This window comes from Brevibacillus brevis (genome assembly GCF_001039275.2).
Taxonomy (GTDB): Bacteria; Bacillota; Bacilli; order Brevibacillales; family Brevibacillaceae; genus Brevibacillus; species Brevibacillus brevis_C.
The window spans coordinates 2821362-2848264 of record NZ_CP030117.1 but is presented as its reverse complement, the minus strand read 5'-3'; the positions used below and the strand labels follow the sequence as shown (position 1 = coordinate 2848264).

22 protein-coding genes are annotated in these 26903 nt (G+C 47.1%); 4 read left to right on the top strand and 18 right to left on the bottom strand.

Translation table 11 applies throughout. From position 1 onward, the window contains the following. The first annotated feature begins 29 nt into the window (after positions 1-29). Both AB432_RS14360 and AB432_RS14355 read left to right on the top strand, forming a co-directional pair. Complete coding sequence (locus AB432_RS14360) at positions 30-932, top strand: glutamate biosynthesis transcriptional regulator GltC (RefSeq protein WP_048032851.1); 903 nt, start codon at positions 30-32, stop codon at positions 930-932. A gap of 92 nt (positions 933-1024) precedes the next feature. Continuing rightward, the gene (locus tag AB432_RS14355; RefSeq protein WP_048035809.1) at positions 1025-1459 is read left to right on the top strand and encodes a VOC family protein; all 435 of its coding nucleotides are present in this window, start codon (positions 1025-1027) and stop codon (positions 1457-1459) included. A 338-nt stretch (positions 1460-1797) separates the two neighbouring features. Here AB432_RS14355 and AB432_RS14350 read toward each other — a convergent pair whose 3' ends face one another. Then, a complete protein-coding gene (locus AB432_RS14350; RefSeq protein ID WP_048032850.1) occupies positions 1798-2589 on the bottom strand; it encodes an SDR family NAD(P)-dependent oxidoreductase in 792 nt (263 codons plus the stop codon). A gap of 187 nt (positions 2590-2776) precedes the next feature. Further along, entirely contained in the window at positions 2777-3799 is a 1023-nt protein-coding gene (locus AB432_RS14345; protein WP_048032849.1) for an AraC family transcriptional regulator, read from the bottom strand. Between the two features lie 389 nt (positions 3800-4188). Between AB432_RS14345 and AB432_RS14335 the strand changes: the two genes are divergently transcribed. After that, positions 4189-4890, top strand: a complete 702-nt coding sequence (locus tag AB432_RS14335; RefSeq protein WP_235617691.1) for a hypothetical protein — start codon at positions 4189-4191, stop codon at positions 4888-4890. A 39-nt stretch (positions 4891-4929) separates the two neighbouring features. Here AB432_RS14335 and ybaK read toward each other — a convergent pair whose 3' ends face one another. From ybaK to AB432_RS14255, 16 genes are all read right to left on the bottom strand, one after another. Beyond that, on the bottom strand, positions 4930-5409 hold the full coding sequence (ybaK, locus tag AB432_RS14330) for a Cys-tRNA(Pro) deacylase (RefSeq protein WP_048032848.1): 480 nt from the start codon (positions 5407-5409) through the stop codon (positions 4930-4932). A 115-nt stretch (positions 5410-5524) separates the two neighbouring features. Beyond that, positions 5525-7102 carry a glutathione ABC transporter substrate-binding protein gene (locus AB432_RS14325; RefSeq protein WP_048032847.1) on the bottom strand — a complete coding sequence of 526 codons (1578 nt, stop codon included), beginning with the start codon at positions 7100-7102 and terminating at the stop codon, positions 5525-5527. 171 nt (positions 7103-7273) lie between these two features. After that, positions 7274-7753, bottom strand: coding sequence for a GNAT family N-acetyltransferase (locus AB432_RS14320; protein ID WP_053079660.1), 480 nt, complete (start codon positions 7751-7753; stop codon positions 7274-7276). Between the two features lie 96 nt (positions 7754-7849). Next, positions 7850-8140, bottom strand: coding sequence for a hypothetical protein (locus AB432_RS14315; RefSeq protein ID WP_048032845.1), 291 nt, complete (start codon positions 8138-8140; stop codon positions 7850-7852). Between the two features lie 24 nt (positions 8141-8164). Then, complete coding sequence (locus AB432_RS14310) at positions 8165-9823, bottom strand: hypothetical protein (protein ID WP_048032844.1); 1659 nt, start codon at positions 9821-9823, stop codon at positions 8165-8167. 2 nt (positions 9824-9825) lie between these two features. Beyond that, the gene (locus AB432_RS14305) at positions 9826-13293 is read right to left on the bottom strand and encodes a DUF4132 domain-containing protein (protein WP_048032843.1); all 3468 of its coding nucleotides are present in this window, start codon (positions 13291-13293) and stop codon (positions 9826-9828) included. Positions 13294-13318: 25 nt separating this feature from the next. Beyond that, positions 13319-14458 carry a VWA domain-containing protein gene (locus AB432_RS14300; RefSeq protein ID WP_048032842.1) on the bottom strand — a complete coding sequence of 380 codons (1140 nt, stop codon included), beginning with the start codon at positions 14456-14458 and terminating at the stop codon, positions 13319-13321. Further along, the gene (locus AB432_RS14295) at positions 14443-16845 is read right to left on the bottom strand and encodes a DUF5682 family protein (protein WP_048032841.1); all 2403 of its coding nucleotides are present in this window, start codon (positions 16843-16845) and stop codon (positions 14443-14445) included. The genes AB432_RS14300 and AB432_RS14295 overlap by 16 nt, the downstream gene beginning before the upstream one ends. After that, positions 16806-17906: an ATP-binding protein gene (locus AB432_RS14290; protein WP_173628577.1), complete on the bottom strand. Its 1101-nt coding sequence runs from the start codon at positions 17904-17906 to the stop codon at positions 16806-16808. Before AB432_RS14290 ends, AB432_RS14295 begins: the two co-directional genes overlap by 40 nt. 200 nt (positions 17907-18106) lie before the next feature. Continuing rightward, entirely contained in the window at positions 18107-18967 is an 861-nt protein-coding gene (gene kynA, locus AB432_RS14285) for a tryptophan 2,3-dioxygenase (protein ID WP_048032839.1), read from the bottom strand. An 80-nt stretch (positions 18968-19047) separates the two neighbouring features. Then, entirely contained in the window at positions 19048-20043 is a 996-nt protein-coding gene (locus tag AB432_RS14280) for an aliphatic sulfonate ABC transporter substrate-binding protein (RefSeq protein WP_048032838.1), read from the bottom strand. Between the two features lie 31 nt (positions 20044-20074). Beyond that, the gene (locus AB432_RS14275) at positions 20075-20830 is read right to left on the bottom strand and encodes an ABC transporter permease (protein WP_048032837.1); all 756 of its coding nucleotides are present in this window, start codon (positions 20828-20830) and stop codon (positions 20075-20077) included. After that, positions 20763-21605: an ABC transporter ATP-binding protein gene (locus AB432_RS14270; protein WP_048032836.1), complete on the bottom strand. Its 843-nt coding sequence runs from the start codon at positions 21603-21605 to the stop codon at positions 20763-20765. The genes AB432_RS14275 and AB432_RS14270 overlap by 68 nt, the downstream gene beginning before the upstream one ends. Positions 21606-21794: 189 nt before the next feature. After that, positions 21795-23279: an amidohydrolase family protein gene (locus tag AB432_RS14265; RefSeq protein ID WP_201265925.1), complete on the bottom strand. Its 1485-nt coding sequence runs from the start codon at positions 23277-23279 to the stop codon at positions 21795-21797. 184 nt (positions 23280-23463) lie between these two features. Continuing rightward, on the bottom strand, positions 23464-24075 hold the full coding sequence (locus AB432_RS14260; protein WP_048032835.1) for a DedA family protein: 612 nt from the start codon (positions 24073-24075) through the stop codon (positions 23464-23466). Between the two features lie 258 nt (positions 24076-24333). Beyond that, positions 24334-24870: a GNAT family N-acetyltransferase gene (locus tag AB432_RS14255; RefSeq protein WP_048032834.1), complete on the bottom strand. Its 537-nt coding sequence runs from the start codon at positions 24868-24870 to the stop codon at positions 24334-24336. Positions 24871-25147: 277 nt separating this feature from the next. Between AB432_RS14255 and AB432_RS14250 the strand changes: the two genes are divergently transcribed. Next, complete coding sequence (locus AB432_RS14250) at positions 25148-26893, top strand: cysteine desulfurase-like protein (RefSeq protein ID WP_082195923.1); 1746 nt, start codon at positions 25148-25150, stop codon at positions 26891-26893. The last annotated feature ends 10 nt before the right edge of the window (positions 26894-26903 follow it).

Genomic DNA, 26903 nt, shown 5'->3' with positions numbered 1-26903 from the left:
CGAGATCAATAGGTAAGGTGGGGGTATTCATGGAGCTACGACAGATTCAATACTTCATCGAGGTTGCCAAACGAGAGCACTTTACCGAAGCCTCACATCATCTGCACGTCGCCCAATCTGCCCTCAGTCGGCAAATCGCCAATCTGGAGGAGGAGCTCGGTGTATCGCTGTTCCTCCGCGAAGGTCGCAATATCAAGCTGACGGCAGTTGGAAAAATCTTTTTGCAGCACGTCGAAATGGCGATGAACGAAATCGAGAAGGCAAAAGAGAAGATTGAGGAGTTCCTAGACCCTTCTCTCGGTACGATTCGTGTTGGTTTTACGAGCAGCCTCGCCGCCAATCCCCTTCCGACGGTCATCTCCGGTTTTCGAGCCCGGTACCCAGACATCGGCTTTCAATTAAAGCAGGGCTCTTATCAGGGGCTGATCGACTCGGTCATCAACGGCGAAATTGACTTGGCTTTTCTTGGACCTGTACCCACTCAGGAAAAAAATGTGCGCAGCCACATCTTCTTTGCTGAAAATATCGTGGCACTGTTGCCTGCGAAACACCCGCTGTCCAAGCAACCATGCTTGCGTCTCAGTCAGTTGCAGGAAGATACGTTTGTGTTGTTTCCACCCGGTTTCATCCTCCGCAATATCGCAGTCAATGCTTGTTCACAGATGGGCTTTTCTCCGAAAGTTGCTTTTGAAGGGGAAGATATCGATGCCATTAAAGGATTGGTGGCGGCAGGCTTGGGAGTCACATTATTGCCAGAGCTTACTTTAACGGATAACGTTCCCCGTGAGACAGTGAAAATCCCGATAAGTGAGCCATTGGTGACGCGAACAGTGGGCATTATCATCCCCAACAACCGGGAGCTTCCCCCTTCTGAAAAGCTTTTTTATCATTTTCTGAAAGAGTTTTTTGATGTGCTGAGTAAGTACAGTTAAGGGGGAAAGAAAATCAAACTACTGACAGACAGTTGTCAGTAGGCGGTCCTTATAATCGAAAGTACCATCCATTTGAAGGAGGAATTTCGATGATGAGCTACAACCAAACCTTACGGGGCTTTGCTACCATCAGTTATTGGGCGGATGATGTGCAGGCGGCAAAAAAGTGGTACACGGAATTATTGGGCATTGCACCGTACTTCGAGCGGTCTGGACCGGATGGGCAGCTCGCCTATGTCGAGTTTCGCATTGGAGACTACAAGCACGAACTAGGCCTCATTGATCGCCGTTTCGCACCTGCTGCTGCGGTACCTGGTCCGGGTGGCGCTGTGATGTACTGGCACGTCGACGATATCGAATCCGTACTGGATAAGTTGTTATCCATGGGAGCTAGAGAGTACGAACCCCTGATCCAGCGTGGTGACGGATTCATAACGGCTTCAGTCCTTGATCCGTTTGGGAATGTCCTCGGTATCATGTACAATTCTCACTACCTGGAGATACTCGGTTCGTTTCAAACAGAGTAAGCGCAAGAAAAAGTCCTGATGAACAGATGCATCAGGACTTTTGTGTATCTTCATTCCGTTGCAGAAAATTCCCGTGTGCTGGCTTCCCTGGCGCTTGGTCGCGTCAATCTCGGTATTGGCAGGGCTCGCGGCTGTTTTTCTGGTGGAAAACCGAAGCTAGTTATTACCTCTATCCCCTTCTGTTCCAACCACTTCTTCGCTTCATCCATATCTATGCGATCAATTTGAAAGGCAACATGACGTAACGAAACGTGATAAGGGGTATCTACCCGGTCTGTCTCCCATAGTCCTAACCGGCTTTGCCCTTTTTCAATTCTGATCGATACATGGAATTCATGTTAAAAAATAGTTGGCACCATGCCCCCATCCATACGGATAGGTGAACCTTTAAATGCGGTTGCATAAGGGCTGGATACGAATGCTACCAACCTCCCTATTTCAAAAGGCCTGATAAACCGCTGTAATTCGGATTGGGGCAGGTTTGCGGCCATAAATTGATTCTCTTTTTCCGAAAATGCCATATCATCAGGGAACAAACGATCAATGATTTGATATACATTTTCGGAAAGCGTTGGTCCTGGCATGATTGTATTGGAGGTGACTTCCGTTCCAATCGTTTGTTTAGATAGGCTTTTTGACAGTGATAAAAGCATAGATTTCGTCATGCAATACTGAGGCATTTGTCCCGAAGGCATGATCGCTTCTTCACTTGCTATAAAGATGATTCGTCCATAATTGTTCTTCAACATGGTAGGCAAGTAAAATTTAGATAATCCATTAGCGGCAAGGACATTTGTTCGGAAGTATTTTTCCCATACTTCATCGTCAACGTCTTCATAGGACATGATCTCATAAATACCCATATTGTTAACGAGAATATCCACGTGGGGATATTTCTCAAATAATGCTTCTCTTTGCTTCTTATCTACAATATCAGCCGTAGCATTCTGAGGAGAAGTATCCGGGAATTCCGACTTCAATTCATTTACGATTCGTTCTACCTCTTCATCATTCCGTCCATTTACGAGGACATTGACGCCTTCTCTGGCAAGCTCAATGGCAATTGCTTTCCCGATACCTTTCGTCGATCCAGTAACTAAAGCAGTTTTGTTCCTTAATCCCATATCCATAACACTTGTCTCCTTTGTAGTCATTCACGGCAAGCTGACTAGAAGTTCATCTTGGAACATTCTTGTGCTCCGGATAGAGATTATCGTACTTTGTCTGGATCGTTCGGTAACTAGCGTACAATGCCAAATTTCTTGCTGGACCCGCCAATTATGGAAACAGAGAAAATGGTAGCCCTGCTTGGAACCGTTAGCTTGGGAATTTGACGGCAGAATTGACCCGAAAGTATTCGGAACGCCAATGGGAAGGTGTATCGCCTTCCCAAAGCCGAAAGGCCCGGTAGAATGAGTTCTGATCTTCATATCCAAGCAAGAAAGCCACTTCTTTTATATCGAGCTTGGGATCGGCTAAGTATTCTCGCGCCTGTTCATGTCGAGCCTGTGTTAACAGTTGCTTGAACGTTGTGCATTCATCCGTAAGACGGCGCTGCAAGGTACGATCACTCATGCCCAGCTCGCTGGCAATAGCTCGAATATCTAGGCGGCCTCCGGATAGACTTCGTTTCAAGCTCCACTTGACCATCTCAGCAATGGAATGACTGCACTGTTCATCCAATGATCGGTCCAATACAGGTGTCAATATCTCCAACAATTCTTTGTTATACGAAAGAAAGACGCCGTCCAAATCGCGTCGATGGAGCGTTAATCGGTTCTCGGTGGCACCAATCCGTATAGGGCAACCGAAGTAAGCCTCAAGGGCAGTTACATCTCCCATCGCGTGAGAAAATTCAACGGACTGTGCAGTTAATCGCTTGCCCGTGCCCCGTCGCCCAAGTTCTAAAAGAAAGGCGAGTGTGGTTCCAACCAGGACTGGTGGTCCGGGTTGCTCGCTATACATCCACTCCAATTCGATTGTACAGCGCTCGCCCTCCTCTGTTATACGCAACCTTTCCGGAGGGCACAGTTGTTTGTACCGGGCCATTCGATTAAGCGCGTCGCGATAGTCACGAGCATGATAGGTCGCTAAAACAGTCGGTGGGTATTGTGCCGTTTCAAAGGCGGTTGAAAGCTTGATGATTCCGGTAGCAATGTCACCAACAAGATCAGAGTACGCTTGCCAGATGCTGAAATATTGGGCAGTCGTGACTACAGCTGGTTCTGTAAGAATGGTGAGCGGCAGGCGCGCTTTGCGAACTAGATCGTGGGGGGCAATCCCTATTCGTTGTAATCCCGCCCAAAATCCCGCCGGAAACTTTATACGGTCTGGTTTCATTACGTATGGATCTCCTTTAGTTGCTTACCGATTCGTTCCGCTTATACTTAAGTATACATGAAGGTGATCGTACGCGTTATTATTGCTTGCCTGGCAGCAACGGGTGCTCTTTGCCTTGCACGCTTATGCCTCTTTCCCCTTTTACACAAAAAGTAAGCTCTACCAAAGGGCTTTTCGTAGATAGAGTGATACTCTCTGATCGGTAAAATGTATAGTCGGATACAACAACTTCCATATCATACCGGGGAAGAAACCGACGAGCATACCCCTCACCCCTCTCTGAATAAGGGGCAAATTATAGCGGAATGGAAAAAGTTTTACTATGATAGGGGAATAGTGGCACATTTCAGCATATTCAGCACGACTATTTTTCCGAGGAAAAAGAAGAGTTGTATTGGGAGCTCCTGTTTCATCAAAATACGATTTATCCATGTACATATGCTGCACTTCCCTATTTGGTAGAGATCGCTCTAAAAGCAGAGAGCCCCGATATTTTGTTGGACATCTTCATAACCTGCGGCATTTTCGAAGCCAGTAGCGAAAATGCGCCTCATTTGGATGTGCCATCGGAGTTTTTACGAGATCAGACACAACTAGAACCAGAAACCTTAAGAGAAATCTGTCTAGAATACCGACGTGCTATTCTATTACTGACAGAGCAGACAGAATCACTCCTTCACCAAGTATCAATGGGAGAGCATGAAGCAGACAAGCGCTACATACTAGCCGCGGACGCTGCGTTTCGTGGGGACAAAGACATTGCAAACATGCTCCTCACTTTTTCAGAGGGAGACGAATATGTAACGGTGTGTCCAACGTGCGAGCAGTCTATCTATATATGGCCAGATGAGGAAGAGGATGTCTTGTACGGTTACGAAGAAGATCCCGTTTTTCACGATAAAGGGAAACGACTTTCAATCATCGCCAAAAGACCGGACATGACAAATGACAGCGGACTTCAGGAATTATACCAACGTGCGCTTGCCATTGGGGATAAGAAGCTGCTTGCCCACCTTCCTTATCTTGCTGGTGAATTGAACTGCTGCTCATGCGGCACCCCTATCCAAGTTTGGAAGGGACTTTTTCCCTAAACAACAAAAGGCCCCAGCTAATGCCGCGGCCTTTTTGCTTTACCATGTAGATACATCTGCCAAGGAGCCTTTCGTTGCTTGTAACAAGCCCTCTACTGCCATCTCGATCTGAACGCCAATGTTTCCGCCGCTGACGATGATCGTCTCTAACGATTGTGCTTGTTGATCGATCACAGTAGGAAACAATTTCTTCATCCCGATTGGCGAACATCCACCACGAATATAGCCAGATACTTTGGTAATCTCTTTCACGGGAATCATCTCGATCTTTTTCTCGCCGACTGCTTTTGCCGCTTTTTTGAGATCAAGCTCGGCTTCAACGGGAATGACAAACACATAATACGATTTGCTCGTCCCTTGAGAAATCAATGTTTTATAGACAACGCTCTCTTCGCGACCGATCTTTTGGGCAACAGCGATTCCGTCGATTTTTCCATCATCAGTTGCATATGTCAGCATGGTGTATGCAATTTTTTCTTTATCCAATATCCGCATCGCATTCGTTTTTCCTTGCTTCACGCCATTTCACCTCCGTATTACACTGGTCAACAAAATATAATCTATCTTAGGGGAAGGCGTTCCACTTTTCAACCAAAAAACGCCACTGACACAAGCATGTCAGCGGCGCCGCGTATTACTGAATCGTTACTTCGTCAATTTCGATATGGCCAGCAGGGCTAATCCATACACCCTGTACATTCTTTTGAATGGCAGCCAGGTTCTCGGAGAATCGGAACGGAATGAGCGGAGCTTCGTTCATTTCGATTTGTTGTGCTTTTTCATAGATTTGTTTGCGTTTTTCTGCGTCTGGTTCTCTGCGTCCTTCGTCAATCAGCTTGTCTACTTCCGGATTATTGTAGAAGGAATGATTACCAGGTGCGCCATGTGCTTTCGAATGATACAGGTTGGCCTGGTTGTAATCGGGATCGCCCGTAGCATTTCCCCATCCACTCATGAACAGGTCTGTCTCCCCTTTGGATGCTGCATCGATATAAGCCCCGAATTCCATAACATCCAGTTGCAAGTCAATACCGATTGGCTTCAGTTGTTGCTGCAAAACCTCCGCTACGCTAATCCGTGCTTTGTTGTCATTCAACGCGATTTTTGCTTTGAAGCCGTTTGGATATCCAGCCTCTGCGAGCAATTGCTTCGCTTTCTCGACGTCATACGGAATGTCTTTTACATTCGGACTGTACCCAACCATCGCTGGTGTAATCGAGGAGTGAGCTGGTGTTCCCACGTTGTTGTAAACGCCTTCAATAATGGTCTTCTTGTCGATTGCGTGGGCAATGGCTTGGCGGACACGCACATCATCAAATGGCTTTTTCTTTGTATTCAATCCGATGTGATCGACAGAGAACCCAGGGTATCGACCCAATTGCATGGATGGAGAATTTTGTACGCGATCGATGTCCGTCACAGGCAGGTTTTCTGCCACTTGAACTTCTCCTGTCTCAACCATGGCAAGGCGAGTTGTGTCTTCCGGTACGGTTTTGAAAACGACTTTATCCAAATTTGGTGTACCGCCATAGTAGCTATCGTTTCTCACGAGAACCACTTCTTGGCCCGGCGTCCATTTTTCGAATTTGTACGGGCCCGTGCCAGTTGGATGCTTGCTCAAATCTTTTCCATATTGTTCAATGGCTTTCGGGCTGATGATGCTTCCCTCTGCACTCGCCAAAACAGATAAGAGCGGTGCATACGGGTAATTCAGAAGAAACTGTACCGTGTACTCGTCTACCACTTTTACCTCTTTGATTGCTTCAAACATATTAATCCGGCTCGAGCCAACGGCAGGGTCCTGGACGCGAGCGATCGTTGCCTTTACCGCTTCCGCATTGAAAGGTGCGCCATCATGGAACGTCACGCCTTGACGCAGCTTGAACTCCCATGTCAAATCATCGACCTGCTTCCACTCACTTGCCAGAGATGGGACGTATTTGCTTTCTTTATCCATGCGGACAAGCCCTTCGTATACTTTGTGATGAACGATTGCTGCTGAAGGAATTTGAGATAGAAAATGCGGATCGAGGTTGTTCGCATCGGACAGACGAGCGATGACGAGGGTTCCTCCTGTTTTGCCTGCTTCCGCAGTACCCCCTGCTTGTCCAGCGCTAGTGGACGTATCCTGCGCCGACGAACACCCGGCCAAAGCCGCTGATACTGCGATTGTCATGGCAATCAACGTGTGATAAAAGCTCTTCTTTTTCATCTGTGTTCCCCCAATTCTTGTTGCAAATGTTTTAGCATTCAAACATGTTTTATTTTAGATAATATTCAGTCATTATATTTTCACTTTGTTTACCTTTATTTTCAGTTTCTTTACAACTTTGTATATAAACAAAAAACTCCCCCCTGTGGTAGCGAGAGAGTGATTCAAGGATTAGCTGACAAATTCACTTTTTAACAGCCCATATATGTATTCATCATAATGTTGGCCGTTCGTATAGATCATATTTCGAAGTGTGCCCTCCAATTGAAAGCCGAGATGTTCCTGCAATCGTTTCGATGTTTCGTTAAAAGCAAAAACATGTGCCGTCACTTTCTCAGTACGCAGCTCCTGAAAAAAATAGCGGAGAAAAATGGTTACGGCTTCCGAAGCATACCCTCTGCGATGATAGTCGCGGAAAATGGCCACCCCGTATTGAAAATTTCCATTCCGGGGATCACAGTGATGCGAGTTGATCGTCCCTACCAGTTCTCCATCCAAGGTTTCAATCGCAAGCCGCATGTTGTCTCCGTCAGGGACTCTGGCTGCTTGTTGCTCTATCCACACTCTCGCTCCCGCTTCTGACCGAGGAAAATAAATGGCATCAGATGCTCTTGCACAGGAGTCAACCCCTTTCCAAAAAAAGGATACCACAGGTTGAAACAATCGACCATCCGGATTCTAGTTATACGTACCGCCATAGAAAAAAGAGAGACTCTTCAAGAATCTCTCTTCCTTTCCTACACCTTATTACGATGATCGTGTTAAAGGCTTTTTCATCATATTGACGTACTGCACCACATACAAATACTGCTGTGTCAACAACTCCGCATCCGCTTTTACTTCCTGCAAATAACGATTGCCTTCCACATGTAGGTCTTCTATCAATGAGCCGAGGAAGCTCATATCGTATTCGTTCGCGAGCTCTTGCAGTTTTTTCAGCTCCTGCAAATCTTGCTTATCAAGTTTATGGATTCCTTTGAGTAACAAGCGTTCCTGCCAATCCGTCAGCTTTTCGGTAAAGGAATATAACTCCTCCATGATTTTACGTCCACTCCCTCACCGTTATAGGTCTAATTTAAAGCTCGTCAGCGATTTGCCCTGCATGATGCTGATCGGATAAAGCCCATCTCCTATTTTTTGCACAAGCAAATACACATCGCGCAATTCTAGGAGCCGTTTGTTTTGTTCGAGATGACGTATATTGCGGGCAAATTCCCCCTGATAGGAGATGCTCAATTGGAGGGAATGACATTGCTCGTCTTCGATCGTCAAAATCAGCTCCTGCGTCTTCTGATCGAAATCGACTTGGTTGAACTGCTTCGCTTTTAATATAAAAACGGAGTCCATCGCAGTCTCAAACATATCTCCTGCCGCATCCTTCCAATCACTTGACCAGTCGCAAACGAACACCTTGCCGAGATCTAGCTCTTCAATATTGTCCCTGGGAACAAGGGTTAGCCGCGTCTCCTCACTGGAAGACAAGCGCTGCTCCCGATTCGTCTTCGCCTGTGTCAGGATGACCTGGGAATGTGAGAGCTCCTCCATCGAGATCAACCCGCCCCAGGGTACCTTGCCTTTATAGCTGTCCTTAAAGGAAAAGGATATGCCTTCATAATAGACGGGACGCGCTTCTGTATACGTGTATATCCGTTGATCAGTAAGCGAATAAAAGTAATACGTAATCCCCTTGTACCCTGAGCGCGTCTCCCATGGATTTGCTCCCAAGGCATACAGACTTAACTGCGGAACCATATGGTACTTACTCTTGAAGCTGCCGAGCAACTGCTTTTTCGCTTCAGTGTGATCGGTCTTCTCTAGCGCAAGCAAGCTAAGATACACCCGGGAAAGTCGATCGAGCAGCGCTTCTGTTGAAAACTTGACATGACGCTGAAAAAATAAGTTCAGCTCCCCATGAATTCCGCGAATGTCCTTTTCCACGCGGGGAAGATTGCCGTTATGCGCAGCGATAGCAAGCAGCTCCAGCCGTGTACAAATCGTCTGGGATAGCTTCGCCAAGCCAATGCCTAGAATCTCTGCGATCAGTGATTTGGCTTCCGCTACGACATCTGTTTCGTAACTGACATCGGTTACGGATGCGTGTAACTGCTCACGATCCTGTAGCTGATGCATGGCCCGATAGCGTAAAATGACCTCCAGCTTGTGCAAGCAATTGCCCTTCGCCTTGCAGGTGCACATGCTCTTCCCGATCTCCGATTCACTGTCAAAAGATACGGATATATCTTGGGTGCGCAATGTCATGGTTAAAAAGGATGTTTCAACGACCTCCAGCTCCTCGAAATAGTCGAGGCGAAACAGCACTTCTTCTAGCTGCGCTGGAGTAAAAGCCTTACTGATGTGAGACGGCTGCAATTGCAACAGCCAGCTAAAGTCAGGCTTGTAGGTATCCAGCTCTTCCACACTCTCTGCCCCTGCTTGCAAATGGTTTTGGGCATAGTTGACGATGGCGATGATGACATGCTTGCATATCTTGTCAGATGGACACGAGCAGGAAAAGCGAGTAATATCCGCATAAAGTCGGCATACGCTGTCATCTGACAGCGCACACTCGACGTAATCATCCCCGAACTCGTAGGAAACGGTGATTCCTTTTTCCATTTCTTTGATAGAACGGTTGTAAATTCCTTTGTTCGCGTATTTGATCAGATACTCTTCGTTGCACAGCGCGATAAACCGATGAAATTCCGATGTGAAATCCGCCATCGTTATTTTCCTGCTGCTCGCATAACATCATAGACGGTTTCGCTGAAAATGCGTGTTGGAATATCAGTGAGCTTCAGCCGATCCACTGGTTTGAAGTAAAAATGCTTGTACTCGGCATCTTTATTCGGATAGAAAGCCAACGATTCCAGCTTCACATCCTCCATTCCTTCCCAATACGAAATGCTCGCCCCGCTGATTTTCAACTCAGCCACCATACCGTCATACAGTTTGTAAAACTCGTAATAATAACCGGCATCGAGCGGCGTTCCTTTGACCCAACCGAATTTCTCCATCATTTTCGCAAAAGCAGTAGGTGAATACGATTCAACAGGCAGGCGGAGCAATTCATTGGCTTTTATTTCTTCTTCCGTAGGCAGGAACGCTTCACGATTCATTTGCTCGAACGGTTGCGTAATTTCGTAATCTTCCAGCTGAGTACGCCAGCCGTTCAACGTCTCTTCGTCCAGCTCCAGTGGATGAATCAAACCAATGAGCTGCTCATCTGCCAACTCATACTCATCCTCGTCCACGGTGTTAAATGTCCCATCGTCCATATAGCGGAACGTATCTACGAGCTTTCCGTCCTCGTATACGCCCCAGATTAGCCCGATTGCGAATTTTTGCATCAACACGTTCTCCACAAAGAGACGTTTCCATGCTGCCTTTGACCAATAACGCGATTTGGACAGAGACTCCTCCAGACGAAGAGATTGTACTTTCACCATATTTTTCAGGTCTTTTTTCAATTGAGCAAAAGTCAATCGCGCTTGTTCTGCCTTCTCCTGATCGTCTTTCGCCGACGGCGCAGGCAGATTTTTGACCGCTTTTCCTGTGCTGTCGTTCGTAACTTCCAGCTCCAGCTCGTTGCTCACCTTGACCGTGAAGGTACGGTCGCCGTAGTCAAACACTTGCTTGCCTGACGCATCGAAACCAAGTGTGGTAACCAGTCGGTCTTCCAATTCCATCGCGGAAATGTTCTGATTCGCAGCCGCCATGGACAGCGCCTCTTCTGCTGCTGATTTGACTTGCCTGTTTTTGATCGTACGTTTGATCTGGTCGATTAGACGCAGCGCAGTCAAATCATTCGAGAACGACAGGGCACGCACGCCATCCGCAGCCAAAGCTCCGCGAGAGTGATCTGTCCACTCCTTAATCCATTGACCAATCGTATCGACTATACGTCGGTCTCCGAAAGCCACGCAGAGCGGCATAACCCATTTTTCTTTGGCGACCGCTCCATTATCGAGCCATGTGCGCAAAACTTCTGCGCTAAAGTCAGCAACAGATGCCGCTTGCAGAGACGGTTTCAAGTCAAGTACCAACTGGTTTGGCGCTGTCGGGAAATCGATCGAAGCGGTTAGCATGTACTCCATTACTTCCTGACCCAGCTCGTTGCCGTCTTGGTCGCGAAGGACTGGCATTCGCTCCAATGGCATCCATTTAATCCGTGTCAGTTTGCGCTTGTCGGTCAGGTTGCCCAAATGGGTCAAGCTCGCATCCGGACCTTGCTCCTCGGCGTCGATAAATGTTTGCAGCAGCGTTTTAAATTTGCTGCTTTTTTCATTTGTCAGTAGCTCCTGGAAAATCTCCTTGTTATTGTCCAGGGAACGAATCGCATCCAGCGCCATTTCCTTGACCTTTGCTTTTTTCTCGGTTTGATAGACGTGCAAATAAAGCTCCTTGTCTTTGGCCTGAAGAAACGCTGCACCAGCGAGGCCGCTCACTTTTTTCGAGCTGTCAGCCAACCCGAGCAAAATCGCTTGGTTACGCAATTCCTCTGATAGCGTCTCCTTTGCCGCTAAAAGGGTTTGCGTCACAAACACGCGAAGCTCCGTGTCCAGCTTGTCAAATTGAGCCAGACTCATTTCTGGATTCGCTACGACCAACGAACGATACACCTCTTCATTGACGTCTGTGTAATAATAGTGCGTCTCCTTGATCGATAAAATCTGATAGAAAAGTGTCTGAATATCTACAGATTCGTCCTTCCGGTAATGATCAATGAAGGCTGTCAATCGATCCTGGAACGCATGAGCGAAGCACATATGGCCTACTCTTCGATTGGACTTGTCTTTGTATTGGCACATGAACGGAATCAGACGCGCAATAAACGGATGGTCCACAGGCAAGAAGCTCAGCAGGATCATCTGCTGTCTTACGAGTTGTAAGTCCTCCAGATGCACATGCTCGAGCACATCCTCTAGAACAACTTTTTCATCCAAATAGTTCGCCAGCTTTGTCGAGCCCTTTGCACGTCGCAGCGCGTCTTGAATAATTCCTTCCAAAGAAGGCTGGAATTCGGAGAGATCCACACCTTCTGCCGCCAACGTTTTGTGCAAAAATCCTTTAACCATCGGGATCGAAGCAAGCTCAAGCGCTCGTTTTGATTTGGTTACGTCTTCCAGCGCCAGTTGCTTCACCTGCTCCCAATTTGTCGGCGGGGATAGCAAATGCTCGCGTAGGCCCAGCAGTAGATCGTAAGGCTCATCCATGTGCACGAGGTCAGCAAGTCGCTTATCTTCGGACAAGATATCAAGCGGGAACATGTCAAACAAGATCTGCAAAGTGTCGTGCAGCTCCCGATCTATCTCCTCTTCCTTCTTCAGGAATGCATTGATCCCGCCTTTGACGTGAATGCGGAAATACAGCAAGCTGATGACCAGCTCCGTATACCGCTTCAAATGCTTCTGGTTCAAAAGAGAGCCTTCCTTGACCTGCTCTCCTGGATAATACTTTTCTCGCAGCGCAGCCTTTTTCTCTTTGACGTATGAAGGATACAACGACTCGTTGGTCAGAAAATTGTTGCTCGAAAACTGCATGGTCACGACTTCTTTGGCAATGGCATGCAGCTCTTTTATATATTCGCGCGTATCACCTGTAACTAGGTAATAGTAGCTCGGCATAAGCTTTTCTTTTGCTTCTTCCAATAAGCTCGGAGAAATCGTGTACGCATACGAAATAAATAGCAAAAATTCGGCCCGATCAAATGTCGAGGAGTAATCACGGCTGATACTTACGCGATAATCCTCCGCGGCTTTTAACAAGAATTCGGCAAACAACGCATGTCCGAAATGCTCGATTGTTTTTCTCATGGCCTCCATTGCTTTCTGATCTGTTGCTCGGATATCAGCATCATCGATGTCCTTCATACCTTGAAGTTCGATCTGATCCAGGAAGCACTCATCCATCACATTTTTCTTATCGTAAAAACGATTGCTAGCCTTGTAGATCAGTACAGCTGCTCGATAGAAGGCCAACTCCTCGCCGCGTTTTTTCAGCTTGTCAAATTCGGATCGAACCGTATAGCTGTAAAACCGCGGGTCCTCTGCGATTGCCGGGCATTCGTCTGTGTCACCCGCAACGTAATCAGCGATTTGATCATACAAATGCTTGTTTCGATCACTTGCACTGATAAACTCCTCCACAAATTTCTTCGTAACCGGATTCAGATCTGTCTTTCGTAAAACCATTCCTTACTCCTCCTTCTCTCTATCTCTATTTGATAACCTTTCCAATCCACTGCGCGAGCTCATCGGGCGTGATCGCGGCTACATTTGCTCCCATATCACTCAATACCCTGGCAGCATGCTGGTTGTACGTAGCGTTGCCATTGAAATCCAAAGCCGTCAAGACTAAAAACTTGCAGCCTGCGTCGATAATCTCCTTGCTTTGGCGATACATTTCCTTGATCGGATAGCCTTCCTCCAAATCACTGACAAGGATAAATATCGTCTTCGATGGATTTTCGAGCAGTGTCCTTCCGTATTTGAGCGCTTGTGCAATATGAGTCCCCCCACCAAGCTGCACACTCATCAGCACATCGACCGGATCATCCAGTCTATCGCTCAAATCAACGACCTTCGTATCAAAAATAACCAAATGTGTCTTCAAGGCAGCGAGCTTGTAAAAAATACTTGCCATAACGGAGCTGTAAATCACAGAGTCCATCATACTGCCGCTCTCGTCCACAACAATGACGATGTTCCATTTGTTGTGATGCTGGATATTGCTGTGGAAATACAGCTCATCGATAATAAAACGGCTTTTTTTGTGATCGTAGTTCTTCAAATTTTTGCGAATCGTTTTATGGACATCCAGATTTTTCATCGACTTCGTATAGCCGCGTTTGTGGCGATTGCGTTTGCCGACGATGCTGGTCTGCACTTCATTTTCAAGCTGTCGCCGCAGATCGTCTACGACCTTGCGTACAATTTCCTTTGCACTTTTCACGACCTCTCCTTTCATCCTGCCTTTAAATTGGAGGATGTTTTTCAAGAGCGTCATGTTGGGCTCCATGCTTTCCAACACTTTTTTGTCTGTCAGCAGCTCTGTCATGTTATAGCGGTCGAGAGCTTGCCGCTCGAGGATTTCTACTGTCTTTTTGGGAAACAGCTTACGAATTTTGTTCAGCCAGGAGGGAACCGTCAATGCCGAATCTCCCCGGCCACCTTCTTTTCGATAGCCTTGCTCTTCCCCGTATTCACGGTTGTATAAAAATTCAAGAATTGAGTCTAGTTCCTGATAGGAAAACTCGGATGATTGATAGACCCCACTGCCTTCCAATGATTCCTCGGCATGAGAGCCTAATAACAACCGCCAGCGATTCAAGGCTTCGCGGCTCAAATCAGGTTCCATTTGGCAAACTCCTCCTTGATCGCTTGATCGAGCATGCGGGCATCACGCAACGTCCGCTCATCGATGACTGGATTCGTGACTTGTTCTACCGTCGTTTGGAAGAGAGCTGCCACTTTTTCCGAGAGCATACTAATTTCCATTGGGCTAAAATATGTAAATGCCAATCGCAGTTCAGGCACCACCTGCAAAAAGTCGTCGTAGGCCAAGGATGTAATCATCTGATGCAGATCGCGCAAGATTTCTTCTTGATGAAAGAGGTAGTCACGAGCCACGATAAAAACGCCATGTAAATACGCGGCGGTATGCAGCATTTGCTCAGGCGAGCCGAACATATAGGCACGCGCACGTCTGGAGATTTCTGTGCGTTCGATCACTTCGAGATTGCACAAGATCGCGACCACTACCCCCTCCAGTTTCGCGGGGAGCTTGTCGTTACGCAGCAATTCCAGCAGTTGATCACTGAAAATCTCCCAGGAGTCATCCGCTTGTCTCTTCTCACTTAGCATATAGAGGAATTTGAGCTGATCGGCCAACTCATCCAGTTCGTTGGGGTTCGGGTTTCCCTGCTCGACGATTTTGGTCACAGCCTGGTAATAGACTTCTTCCACCAAATTCTCCAGCCGTTCTGTCTCGCTAAGACCGAACAACCTTTTTTGCTCCAAAAGAATCGTGAGTGTCTTCAACGTTTTGCAAAGAGAGAGAAAATGTCCATCCTGCCTAACGGACTCTACTACAGATTCAAAGAGCCTTTCTGACAGCTCTTCCAACCCCATAACGACCGCCATCAAGAGCCATTTTGCCAGCTCATGGCTCTGGTGCTGCGGCAGTTCTTTTACCATATCGGCTAGCTTATGCGCTGCTGCCTCCTTCACCGTCCCACCGTAGACCGAGCTCTCGATCAGACGTGCTTCTACAAAGGAGGAATAGCTGTAGCGCCATGTTTCACGGACAAGATTGACATTTCGGTTGTTCATCCAGTCTGGTCCGGCTTCTTTGGCGCAAAATTCTGTGCCCAAAAACTGCATGCAGTGAAAAAACTGGCTGGCTTCGCGATGCGACTTTTTGGCATAAAGCTCTAGCACCTTTTGATTGCGCCCTGTCGTCGTGATCGCGAGCTTTAGCGATTTACATCTGTCTTTGCAATCGCGAACGATGGGCACATCTAGTGAATTTGGCGCAACCTCACCGATTCCGTCCCCTGTCAACAGCTCTCGCAATGTCTCGATCGGCTGTAAGGTTGCAATCGAGCGTTCGCCTTTTGTAAAAGCAGAGAGAACGGAATCGATCAACTCATAGGCACCGCCCTCCGCCTTTTCCCGCATGACAGCCAAGCCGTTCATGAGGCTGTACGCTTCGATCGCATCCGCAGTCGACGTCGTTTCTCCCTTGCCACGTAGTTTTTTGAGTAGTTGCGGGAGGTACACCAACGCGCTTTTCGAGAAGGGAGCAGGCTCCTTCTTCTCCAATGCCTTCCACACACTCTCGTAGTAGTGAACGTACGGCATCCCGCTTGCGTATCCATTCAACTGATCTGCTTCCTGGTACGTGTACACCATCGGATATATTTTTTCTTCCTGCACCTTTTGGATCTTGTAGGAAGTCTTGCGTTCCTCGATGAGTCCGTATGTATGAAAGCCCCCGGTCACCACGAGTATTCTCGCATGCTTTTGCTTGGCCTCTGCAATTTTTTGACGCATGTGCGCCTCGCGAATCAAATCGCCTTCCGTCTCCAAAGTGGCGTCATCATAGCATTTTCGAGACAGGTAGCAGTAGGCAAAGACATCTTTGACGAAATCCTGCGTCTTTTTGCGGATACCATCAATCTCAAAAACCTTTTCCCACAGCTCATCGAAGTTCCGGCATTTCATCGTCTGGCACAATCGCTGAATGAACTGCGAGCCTGCCAGCATGCGCTCATCGTGATAGGACAGCTTTTCATTTTTCTTTTTTAAATCATGGCCGTCTTCCAAGCTTTCCAGGCGGCTTCCGTAGCTTAGATCAATGAAAGCAGCAGGTATCTGCCGGCGTTTTGCTTCGAGCAAGGCTACATATTCCGGCGAATACAGAAGAAACGGAAAGTAACAGACGTATTTTTGCTCCCCTGAGGCGTACGCATAATAAATGCTCACAGGAGGCTTCGTCCGTTCATCCGTCAAAATCGGAATGATATGATTGCTATGGTCCGGTCCTTCAATCAGAATGATTTCCGGTTGATACTCTTCGATTGTTTTTTTCAAATGAAACGCGCAGGCAGGACTATGATGACGTACCGGGAAATAGACGACCTGTTTGTTGAGGTTGTAGACCTCTTCTTCGACGAATGATTTTATGAAACGGTCTTGACCGTTTATTTGATCCATTTCTTCTCGTTGTAATAAGTTCCCCATAGACCCTCTTCCTTTGCCCGTTCTTTGACCACTTTGGTAAAGTAGGTTTTCAGGATATTTGCGTCCTTTTGGTTTTCTTTGACGACCGCTCCCAGCATGTTCTGCACCAGTCGATCCATGGAAATCGGCCTGCCATCATAGTAATGCGACGTCATTGCACTTTGGACATAGACGGATACGGCTTCGGCTGTACTCATCACGGATTGAGGGGAATCGATTTTGAATCCTTCCTTGGTCTCGCCCATACGCAGTTCCATGAAGGTCGTCGCCAAGATTTCAACCACATCCCGATCGATTTCGATGTTTACGCCACTTTGCTCCAGAATCACTTTTGCTTGGGATTCGATAATTTGCGCTTCCATTTTCACATGATTAATCGGCGCGATTGTCTCGAAGTTAAAACGTCGTTTGAGCGCGCTGCTCATTTCATTGACACCTTTGTCCCGCAAGTTCGCTGTTGCAATGATATTAAAACCGGGCTTCGCAAACAGGATGCCGTCTGACAGCTCGGGAATGTTCATCACCTTGTCGCTCAAAATACTAATCAACACGTCTTGAACCTCAAACGGACAACGGGTAATCTCTTCAAAACGGGTAATGATTCCCTTGCTCATTCCGGTGTATAACGGGGAAGGAACCAGCGCTTGCAGAGAAGGACCTTTGTCCAGCAGCATTGCGTAGTTCCAGGAGTATTTGATCATATCCTCTGTCGTTCCCGCGGTGCCTTGGATCGTATTCGTGCTCGTACCGGAGATGGCCGCAGACAGCAGCTCAGACAGCATCGTCTTTGCCGTTCCAGGCTCACCGACGAGCATCAAGCCACGATTGCCTGCCAATGTGACGATGGCACGCTCAATAAGCACATCGTCTCCATAGAACTTCTTCGTAATCGGTATACTTTCACCCTCATAAGAGAGGGGTTCATCCGTTCCTAAAATAAAATCGCGCACAGCTCTCGGCGACATCAGCCAATTGGGAGGTTTTGTCCCTGTATCATGGGATCGCAGCGCATTCAGCTGTTTCGCATATAACACTTCCATAGGTGGCTTCATTGTTTCCATCCAAATGCCCACTCCATTTCTGGTTGTACTTGAAAAATAAGGGATACTATAAAAAATGAAAACATATGTTTGTCAGGAAAAGAAGGGTATTTGTACCCAATATTAGGAAAGATATGTGAAAAGATGTGAAATGAGTACTACATGCTAAAAAGCGCCTTGGGTCCCCAAGACGCTTTTCTCGCTTTTTTTGAAGAGTTTTTTTACAACGACGTCCGCAAGCTCCAAAGCTCCGGGAAAAAACGGTGATCAAGCGCTCTGCGTAAGTACATGACGCCTGATGATCCTCCAGTCCCCGGCTTTTGGCCTATGATGCGCTCGACTGTCGTCATATGGTTAAAACGCCATTGTTGTTGCTGGCTGGCGATGTCCACCAGTTTTTCTGCCAACTCGTACAAATCCCAATACTGGTTGACATTTCGATACACGGTCAGCCAGGCTTGCTCTACACTATGATTTGGTTGATAGGGCTGTGACCAGTCTCGCTCTAAACATTCTGGATCAATTGGCAAGCCACGAGCAGCCATTTCCCTGATTGCCGCATCGTAAATGCTGGGCTGCTGCAAGGCTGCACTCATTTTGGCGTGAAGTTCTGGTTGATGCGCATACACCGCCAGGACATGCTGGTTCTTATATCCTAGCGTAAATTCAATGAATCGATTTTGATAAGATTGAAATCCGGACGAATGACCCAGCTTGTCACGGAATTGGAGGTAGTCGGCTGGTGTCAATGTAGAAAGGACATCCCACGATTTAATCAATTGCTGCTGGATACGCGAGACACGCGCGAACATTTTGAAAGCAGGCTCCAGATCGTGATTGCTGATGCATTCATTTGCTGCTGACAGTTCGTGCAAAATTTGTTTCATCCATAGCTCACTCACCTGATGAATGATAATAAACAGCATTTCATCATGATGGGTAGATTGACAGCGTTGACTCGACAAGATTTGATCGAGCTGTAAATAATCGCCGTACGTCATTTCTTTTTGGAAATCCGTATGAATCTGTGCCTCCAATGAAGTGTCGTTCGGTTGATTACTTCCTTGTTCATGTGGTCTCATCGCGGCATGACCTCCTTTCCCATCTAATTCCTTTCCACCCCTCGTTCCTCCTGCTGAATCTCCCTCCTTCTTACCCGATTTTATTTCGCTGCTTCCAAATATTTCAAATCGATTAAGCCATCGATTTTATTACTGGTAATATAACCGGCTTCCTGGCTGATATCTGCCATTTCCTGAATAACCTTTTCATTGACCGCCGTTGTTACTTCCAAACGGGAAAAGGCTGCCTGTACTTCTTTTTTGCTCAGCTCTTTGCCAGTCAGATTTTTCAAATGCTTGATGATCAGGTCTTGGCTTTCTTCGGGATTTTCCTGAATGAATTTGACTGCCTTTTTATGTGCTTGCAGGTAAGCGGTTGCCAATCCTTCTCGTTTCAAAAATTCATCGCTGGCTGCTACCACGGTATTCGTTGATTCTTTCCCCCAAGCGAATTGATCCCAGTCCAGAAGCAATTTTCCTCCTGCCTGATTTTCCAGTACATATCCCCACGGCTCCTGAGTTGCTGCACCATCTACGGATTTTTGCACGAATAATGCTGCCGTATCAGCTGGAGCGGCCGCATACAGTTCCACATCTCCACCATTCGTCGTCGGTTTCAGACCAACCTCATTCAGTGCTTTTCTGAGCATGACATCTTGTGTGCTGCCGATTACCGGAATCGCGATTTTTTTGCCTTTTACATCTTTTAGTTCCGTAATATTGGTTGAATCATTCATGACGAGCACAGCTCCGCCATTGACCGCACCTGAAATCAAACGATACCCGGGATGCTTGACATAAAAGTTCAAAAGAGGACCAGGTCCGACTGTTCCTACATCAATTGCTTTGGTAGCCATCGCTTCCATAAATAATCCGCCATTGGTGACCGTTTTTGTTTGGATCTTCACATCCGCACCGAAGGCTTCCTTGAAATAGCCTTTTTCCAGCGCGATAATCGTTGCGCTATGGGTCAGGTTTGGGAAATATCCGATTCTTACTTCCTTCTCAGAGGATTCTGCTCCGCCTGTAGAGCACCCACTCGCAATCCCCATCAATAATAGAGATGCGACAACGGTACTGAACACTTTTTTAAGCATGTGACGACACACTCCCTTAGCCATTTTTCTTTTATGAATGGACTCCCCACTTCATCTGAACGTTGCGTTCGATGCGTGAAAAGACAACATTATCGACGATGGTACCGATGATCGCAATAATGATCATCACAGATATCACCAAATCCATTTGTCCAAGTGAACGTCCCATCTCGAGCAATTGACCGAGACCACCGCCACCCCCGAGCAATTCACCAGCCATGAGTGCCCGCCAGGAAAATGCCCAAGCGATTCGAAGTCCGGAGATGATCTGCGGTACGGATGCAGGAAGAATGACTGTTCGTACAAAGTGAAAGCCAGTCGAACCGTACGTCCTGGCTACCCGCTGATAGAGCGGCGGGACATTTTTGAAACCGCTAGTCGCGTTGACCGTCATCGTCCAGGTCGCCCCGATCGTCACGATGAAAAGAATGGAGAAGTCATTTAAGCCAAACCAGATAATCGCAAGCGGGAACCAGACAATACTCGGGATAGACTGAAGCGCAGTCACCACAAAGCCAAGCGTATCTTCTACGAGTTTGTACCTCCAAATGAAGTAGCCCAATATCAGTCCGACGATAATCGCAATGAGAAAGCCCAACAGGATTCGTCCCATGCTTTTTCCAATCGCAGCGGTAATTTGCCCACTTATCAATCCATTTACAAGCGTTTCGAAAACCTGGGTCAAGCTGGGAAACATGAACGATGGCAGCCCAGATAACCTAGATGTGACTTCCCATATCGCCGCTATCATAGCGATGAAGATGACCCGTCTTAAAGCTGTAGTCATTGCCCATTTCCTCCTTCAGCAACTTTTCTATCTCTTCTTGCAGGATCGACAGCACCTTCTGCTCCGTGTTTAATGTCACACTGTCCGGCATGACTCCATCGCGCATGGCAGGAACCGCAATGATCTCCTTGATTTTGCCTGGGCGTGTGGCAAAAACGACGATCCTCTCGGCAAGCTGAACGGCCTCCCGGATATTATGGGTGACGAAAAATATCGTGACCTTGGTCTTCCGCCAAATCTCAAGCAACTCCTTATGAAGAACCATCCGCGTCTGTTCGTCCAGCGCCGAGAATGGTTCATCCATCAGCAAAATATCGGGTTCCATGACAAGTGCCCGAGCTATGGCTACACGTTGCTTCATCCCTCCTGAGAGCTGATGGGGATAGGAATGAACATACTTGCTTAAATGGACCATTTTGAGCACTTCCAGCGCCTTTTCGTTGGCTTTCGTTGCAGACATTTTCTTCAACTTGAGTCCGTATGTAACATTTTCCAAAACTGTCAGCCATGGAAATAATCCCGCTTCTTGAAAAACGACGACTCTGTCCGGACCGGGCTTATTCACTTTGTTGCCAGCAACGTGTATGTCACCGCTGTCCGGTTGATCTAATCCGGCTATTAAGTAGAGCAGCGTTGACTTTCCACAGCCAGAGGGTCCGACAATGGAAACGAAGCTGCCCTTTTCTACTTCCAGATTGATATCATCCAGCACCTTTACTTTTTGTTTCTGCTCATTCAAAAAATGTTTCGTAACATTATCAATAGTCAGATACATGGCTGCACCTCTTTTTTATTCCAACTTTGTCGATGGGGATTATGAATAAATAATGATTAATCCTATCGTTTTTGTCAACTATAATCCAATAAAAAAGGGAAGGCGGCGGGCACCTTCTCCTATTCAATGCAGTATCCAAGTATTATGTGCAGCATTACACATCGTCTTCTTTCACTACTCTTTTTTCCCCTACAACTTCGTCGGATCAAATCTTCTCTCATCCAAATAAGCGCGCGCATGCCCCCAGAAATACTTGCTTGGCTGCATGTAGATTTCCAGACCTGCCCGCTCGATTGTACGATTTGCCTCTTCATTTGCTTCTTTGAGGATTTGCTTTTCATCCACAGTCAAAACACGGCGCTCGTCCATAATCAGCTCACCATCGACTATGACATGGTTCACATCTCCACCGACTGCCTGATAAACGACACGATGGACGTGCATGTTCTCCGGATTCAAGTGGGCCTGATGCATATTTACAGTAATGACATCCGCTTTTTTACCTGCCTCAAGCGACCCAAGCTCGTCATCCCAGCCGACACAGCGAGCTGCATCGATCGTTACCATTTCCAGCAGCTTGCCCGGCGGGAGGTAATAATAATCGCGCAGCGCCGCTTGTTGCAGCAATTGCATTCTGCGCATGGCCTGGAACATGTCAAAAGGAGTCATCGGCGAAGTACCGTCTGTCGTGATCGCAACGGTCGCTCCCATCTCCAGCAGTTCCGTAATGGGTGTGCGTGCATTGATTTGACCAAAACCAGGAGAAGCACTCACATTCGTTCCTGTTTCGGCCAAAATCTTCGCCTCGTCAAAAGAAATTCCCCGACAATGCTGCAAGTGTACGTCTGGACCAAGCAGCGCGTACTCTTTGTCTTGGATCGCGAGGTGAATCATGCCTCCAAAAGCATCGGAATGGATGCGCGTGTCGTACTTTTTCGCTATCTCCCTGATTTTTCGTGCTTGGTAGCGGTCGAAATCGGTTAAGCCGAACAATTGGTCAGCTGGTGTCGGATAGGACGGATTGACAGAGGTCACGATGACAAACGGAGTTATGTACGCTCTAGTTTTATCGTTATTCGCGTGATTCAGGGCTTCGATCACTGCTTCTGCCCCAGCGAGCACTTGCTCATAGGTGACTTCCTTTGTTACTTTTTGTCCATCGACCCAACGGCTGAAGAGATGCGGCCACGGTGGATTGCATGGACCTGTCGCTACGATTTCGCGAACACCAACCTCGTTGTATGCTTTGGCGTGATTCAAGGCAAAGATCGGATCATCTGAGCGCGGCATCGAGCCCAGGACGCTAACACCTGTTGTAATCCCGGCTTTAAGTCGCTCCAGTGCTGACAGCTTTCCCTCGTAGTACCAGAAATCGTCTGTCACGTAATGCTTGTAAGTGTTGGTCATGATTGGCATCCAGTCGTTGATATTGTCTGTCGCAATCGTTTTGAACAACGAATGTCCGCCATGACCATGTGCGTCAACGAAGCCTGGCAGTATACAATGATGCGCGCAGTCGACTACCTTTTGCGCGGGATACTTGTCTTTTAGAAGTTGAGTGTCGCCTACCTCCAAAATTCTTCCTTTATCAATGGCGACTGCCCCGTCCTGTAATACCCGACGGTCTTTGTCCATGGTAATGACTACACCGTTTACGAGTAACAAATCGATCAAGTTGCATCTCCTCCAGACTCAAGAATAAGGGCGGTGCCCATGTCACCTACTCCCCCTTCCTACACCTTACCGCACTTTCGACACTTTGTATTTGCAAGAAAATTACAACTTTTTATAATATGTTTACCTGTTGGTTCCAAATGGAAAAACCACCTTCCCTTGAAGGAAAGATGGTTTGAAGGTTTTAGGCATCCGCTTTTCGCTTGCGTAGGAAAAAAAAGAGAAAGGTTATCCCCGCAAATGCCAGTACAACATAAACGACATTGGAATATAGATCGAAATAGTACAGAATCTCTTCCCACGATTCTCCCAATAAGTGCCCAGCCATCACTAGGACGATGTTCCAAATAAGCGTACCGAGTGTTGTAAATAGCAAAAACAGTGGGAAATTCATTTTGGTCATACCAGCAGGAATGGAAATCAGACTTCTGATTAATGGGATCATGCGGCAAAAAAAGATCGTCCAGTACCCGTATCGATCGAACCATTCATTCGCTTTATGGATATCTGCCGTTTTAATGCGCAGAAGATGCCCCCATCTCTCTACGATCTTCTCTATTTTTTGGACGTCTAGGTAATAACCGATACCATAGAGCATGATTGCCCCAATCACCGAACCGATTGTCGCTGACACGATTACGCCAATAACCGTTAAGGATGATTGTGTCGTCATAAATCCACCGAAGGTCAAGATCACCTCAGAAGGGATGGGTGGAAAGATGTTTTCCAGTGCCATCATGAGCAAGATACCGAAGTAACTATATTGTTCAATAATTTGGGTCATCCAGTTCTGCATGCTATCCCTCACAATTATTTACCAATGCTTATCTCTCCAGTATAGAGACACGCGTTGCATAGTTCAATCAAAAGCGATAATCTTTTCCTTTATTTCAATACGAAAGAAGGAAGGCTTGGGTTACCTTTCCTTTGAAAATTTTCATTTTCGAACTCAATGTGACTGGGACAGCCTTCCATACATTCCCATAGGAAATTCCAGCAACTGATGTTCTCCATGAAAAAAAGGATGGCTATGTGTGCGTCCTTTTTTCGTATTTCACTCTGATTCTGTTCTGGCGTGCAATTCCTTCTGCCTAGACCAGTAAATCAATGAGTCGTCCCTCTTTATTTCTGTAAAGCCCATTTTGACCAATATTTTTGCGGAATCTATGTTATCTAGCAAGCACTTCGCCGTAATCTTTTTCACATCTGGCTGCAACAACGCCCAATTCGCTAGGCCTTCTGCCGCCTCATACGCGTAGCCTTTTTTTCGCTCGGCTTCAATAATTCCATAGCCGATGTCCACTTCTCCATCCGCATTTGGGACTCCCTTGAACCCTACATCGCCGATAATCTTCATGCCATTCTTTGTAATGATCATCCACGATTCAAATCCTGTCGATTCCCCTGTGAGTTCGAGTGCTTTGATGATTTTGGGTATCGTTTCCATCGCATCCTCATCAGGCCAGCCTTTGCCTAATGTAAACCCCATATCCAATAACTCTTCGTAATTTTCTTGCAAAATATTCGTTGCTATTCTATGTGTAAATGGAATCAATTTGAGCCGTTGTGTATGAATGCTTTTTTCATTCATGGACAGGTACCCCTTCCTCTTTCCTTTATGTCGGTGACGATTTTTACGTTGGATTTACTCTCCATATGTTTTTTCAGAAAGGGTCTATTCCTACACCTCAGCTACTCTTTCAATACTCCGATAGGAAGAATCACTCGGGCACTCCCATTATAGCATGATTTTCCACCCCCTTTTTTCAGAACGAATTGAATATTGATTAATCCGCATCTTTTCCGAATAATGAGAGATAACAAATGATGATGGACACCACAAAATCCAGTTGGTAAGGAGTGAAAACATGTCCACAAAGCTAAACACTGAGCTTGTCCGCATTCAGCCCTGGGCGGATCACGATCTTCCCTTGCTGCGTCTTTTGAATGCACCTGCCATGATGGACCATCTTGGAGGCCCGGAGACGGAGGAGCAGCTCCTTGCTCGGCACGAACGATACGTCAATAAGGACGGACAGCTAACGAGCAAGATGTTCAGCATCGTACTGCTGCCAGATCACACCCCTGTCGGAAGCATTGGCTATTGGGATCGTATCTGGCAAGGAGAAAACGTATACGAAGTAGGCTGGAGCGTCCTGCCCCCCTTTCAAGGGAAAGGAATCGCCTCTGTGGCTTTAGCCTCACTCATCACACGCATCAACCAAGAACGAAGACACCGGTTTATTCATGCCTATCCCTCCGTGGACAACCCTGCCTCCAATGCCATTTGCCGTAAGCTCGGTTTCACTCTGCAATCAGAATGCGTCTTTGAATACCCTCCTGGAAGTTTTATGCGCTCCAATGATTGGCGATTAGAAGTTGCATCGGGACATTTCCCCATTGAAAAAGTCCGGGAGCAATTCCCTGCGCTGCAACGAACTTACAAAGGCAAACCAGTTGTTTATCTGGATGGCCCAGGCGGATCGCAAGTCGTAAAATCCTCCATGGACGCGATCTATCGCTATATGGCGAACGGTGGAGCGAATTTACACGGCTCCTTTCCAACCAGCAAGGAGACAGAAGCCATCCTTGCAAATGCCAAGCAAGCCGTAGCAGACCTATTCCATGTGGGGCCGCAGGAGGTAGCCTTCGGTGCGAATATGACCACGCTGACCTTTGCGATTGCCCGAGCATTAGGTCGACATTGGAAAGAAGGAGATGAGATTATCGTCTCCGAGATGGATCACCGTGCCAATGTAGACCCGTGGCTGACTGTTGCCGCAGATCGCGGAATGACCGTTCGGTGGTTGAAGGTGAATAAAGAGACACTTACGTTACACCTAGATGAGCTCGATACCTTACTGACTTCCAGAACCAGACTTGTGGCAGTCGGACTTGCTTCCAATGCTGTCGGAACGATCCACGACCTCGCTGCCATTTCCCAAAAAGCACGTGCAAAAGGAGTCATTGTCGCTGTCGACGCCGTGCATGCGGTCCCTCACTTCTCTATCCATCGTGACGAGATCGGAGCCGATATCCTGCTCTGTTCCGCCTACAAGTTTTTTGGCCCTCATGTAGGAATCGCTGTCATCCGCAAAGAAATTTTTGAAGCACTCGATGTTTACAAATTGGTTCCTGCCCCCTCTTCATTTCCAGATAAACTAGAAACCGGAACCCAAAATCATGAAGGGATCGCAGGAATCAGACCGGCTATCGAATTTGTTGCGTCGCTTGGTTTCGGTGATAGCTTCGCTGAAAGAATCCGCTCTGGTTACGAGGTGATCGAAGCCTATGAAAATCGGCTGGCAGAAAAGCTGCGAAAAGAACTAGGCGCAATGAAGGGTGTCACACTCTATCAAGCGGGTGAAGATGTACCGAAGACACCGACGATCGCTTTTCGGATCGAAGGGTTTTCTCCCCAAGAAATATGTGAGCGATTGTGCGAGGAGCATAGCATATTCGTTGCGGACGGAGACTTCTATGCGACAACACTCGCCAATTGTTTGGGAATCAATGAAAGCGGCGGCTGGATACGGGCGGGGCTGGCACCGTACAATACCCACGAGGAAATAGACCGTTTCATTCAAGGTATCCAAGCCATGATAAGGGCATAAAACAAGACCC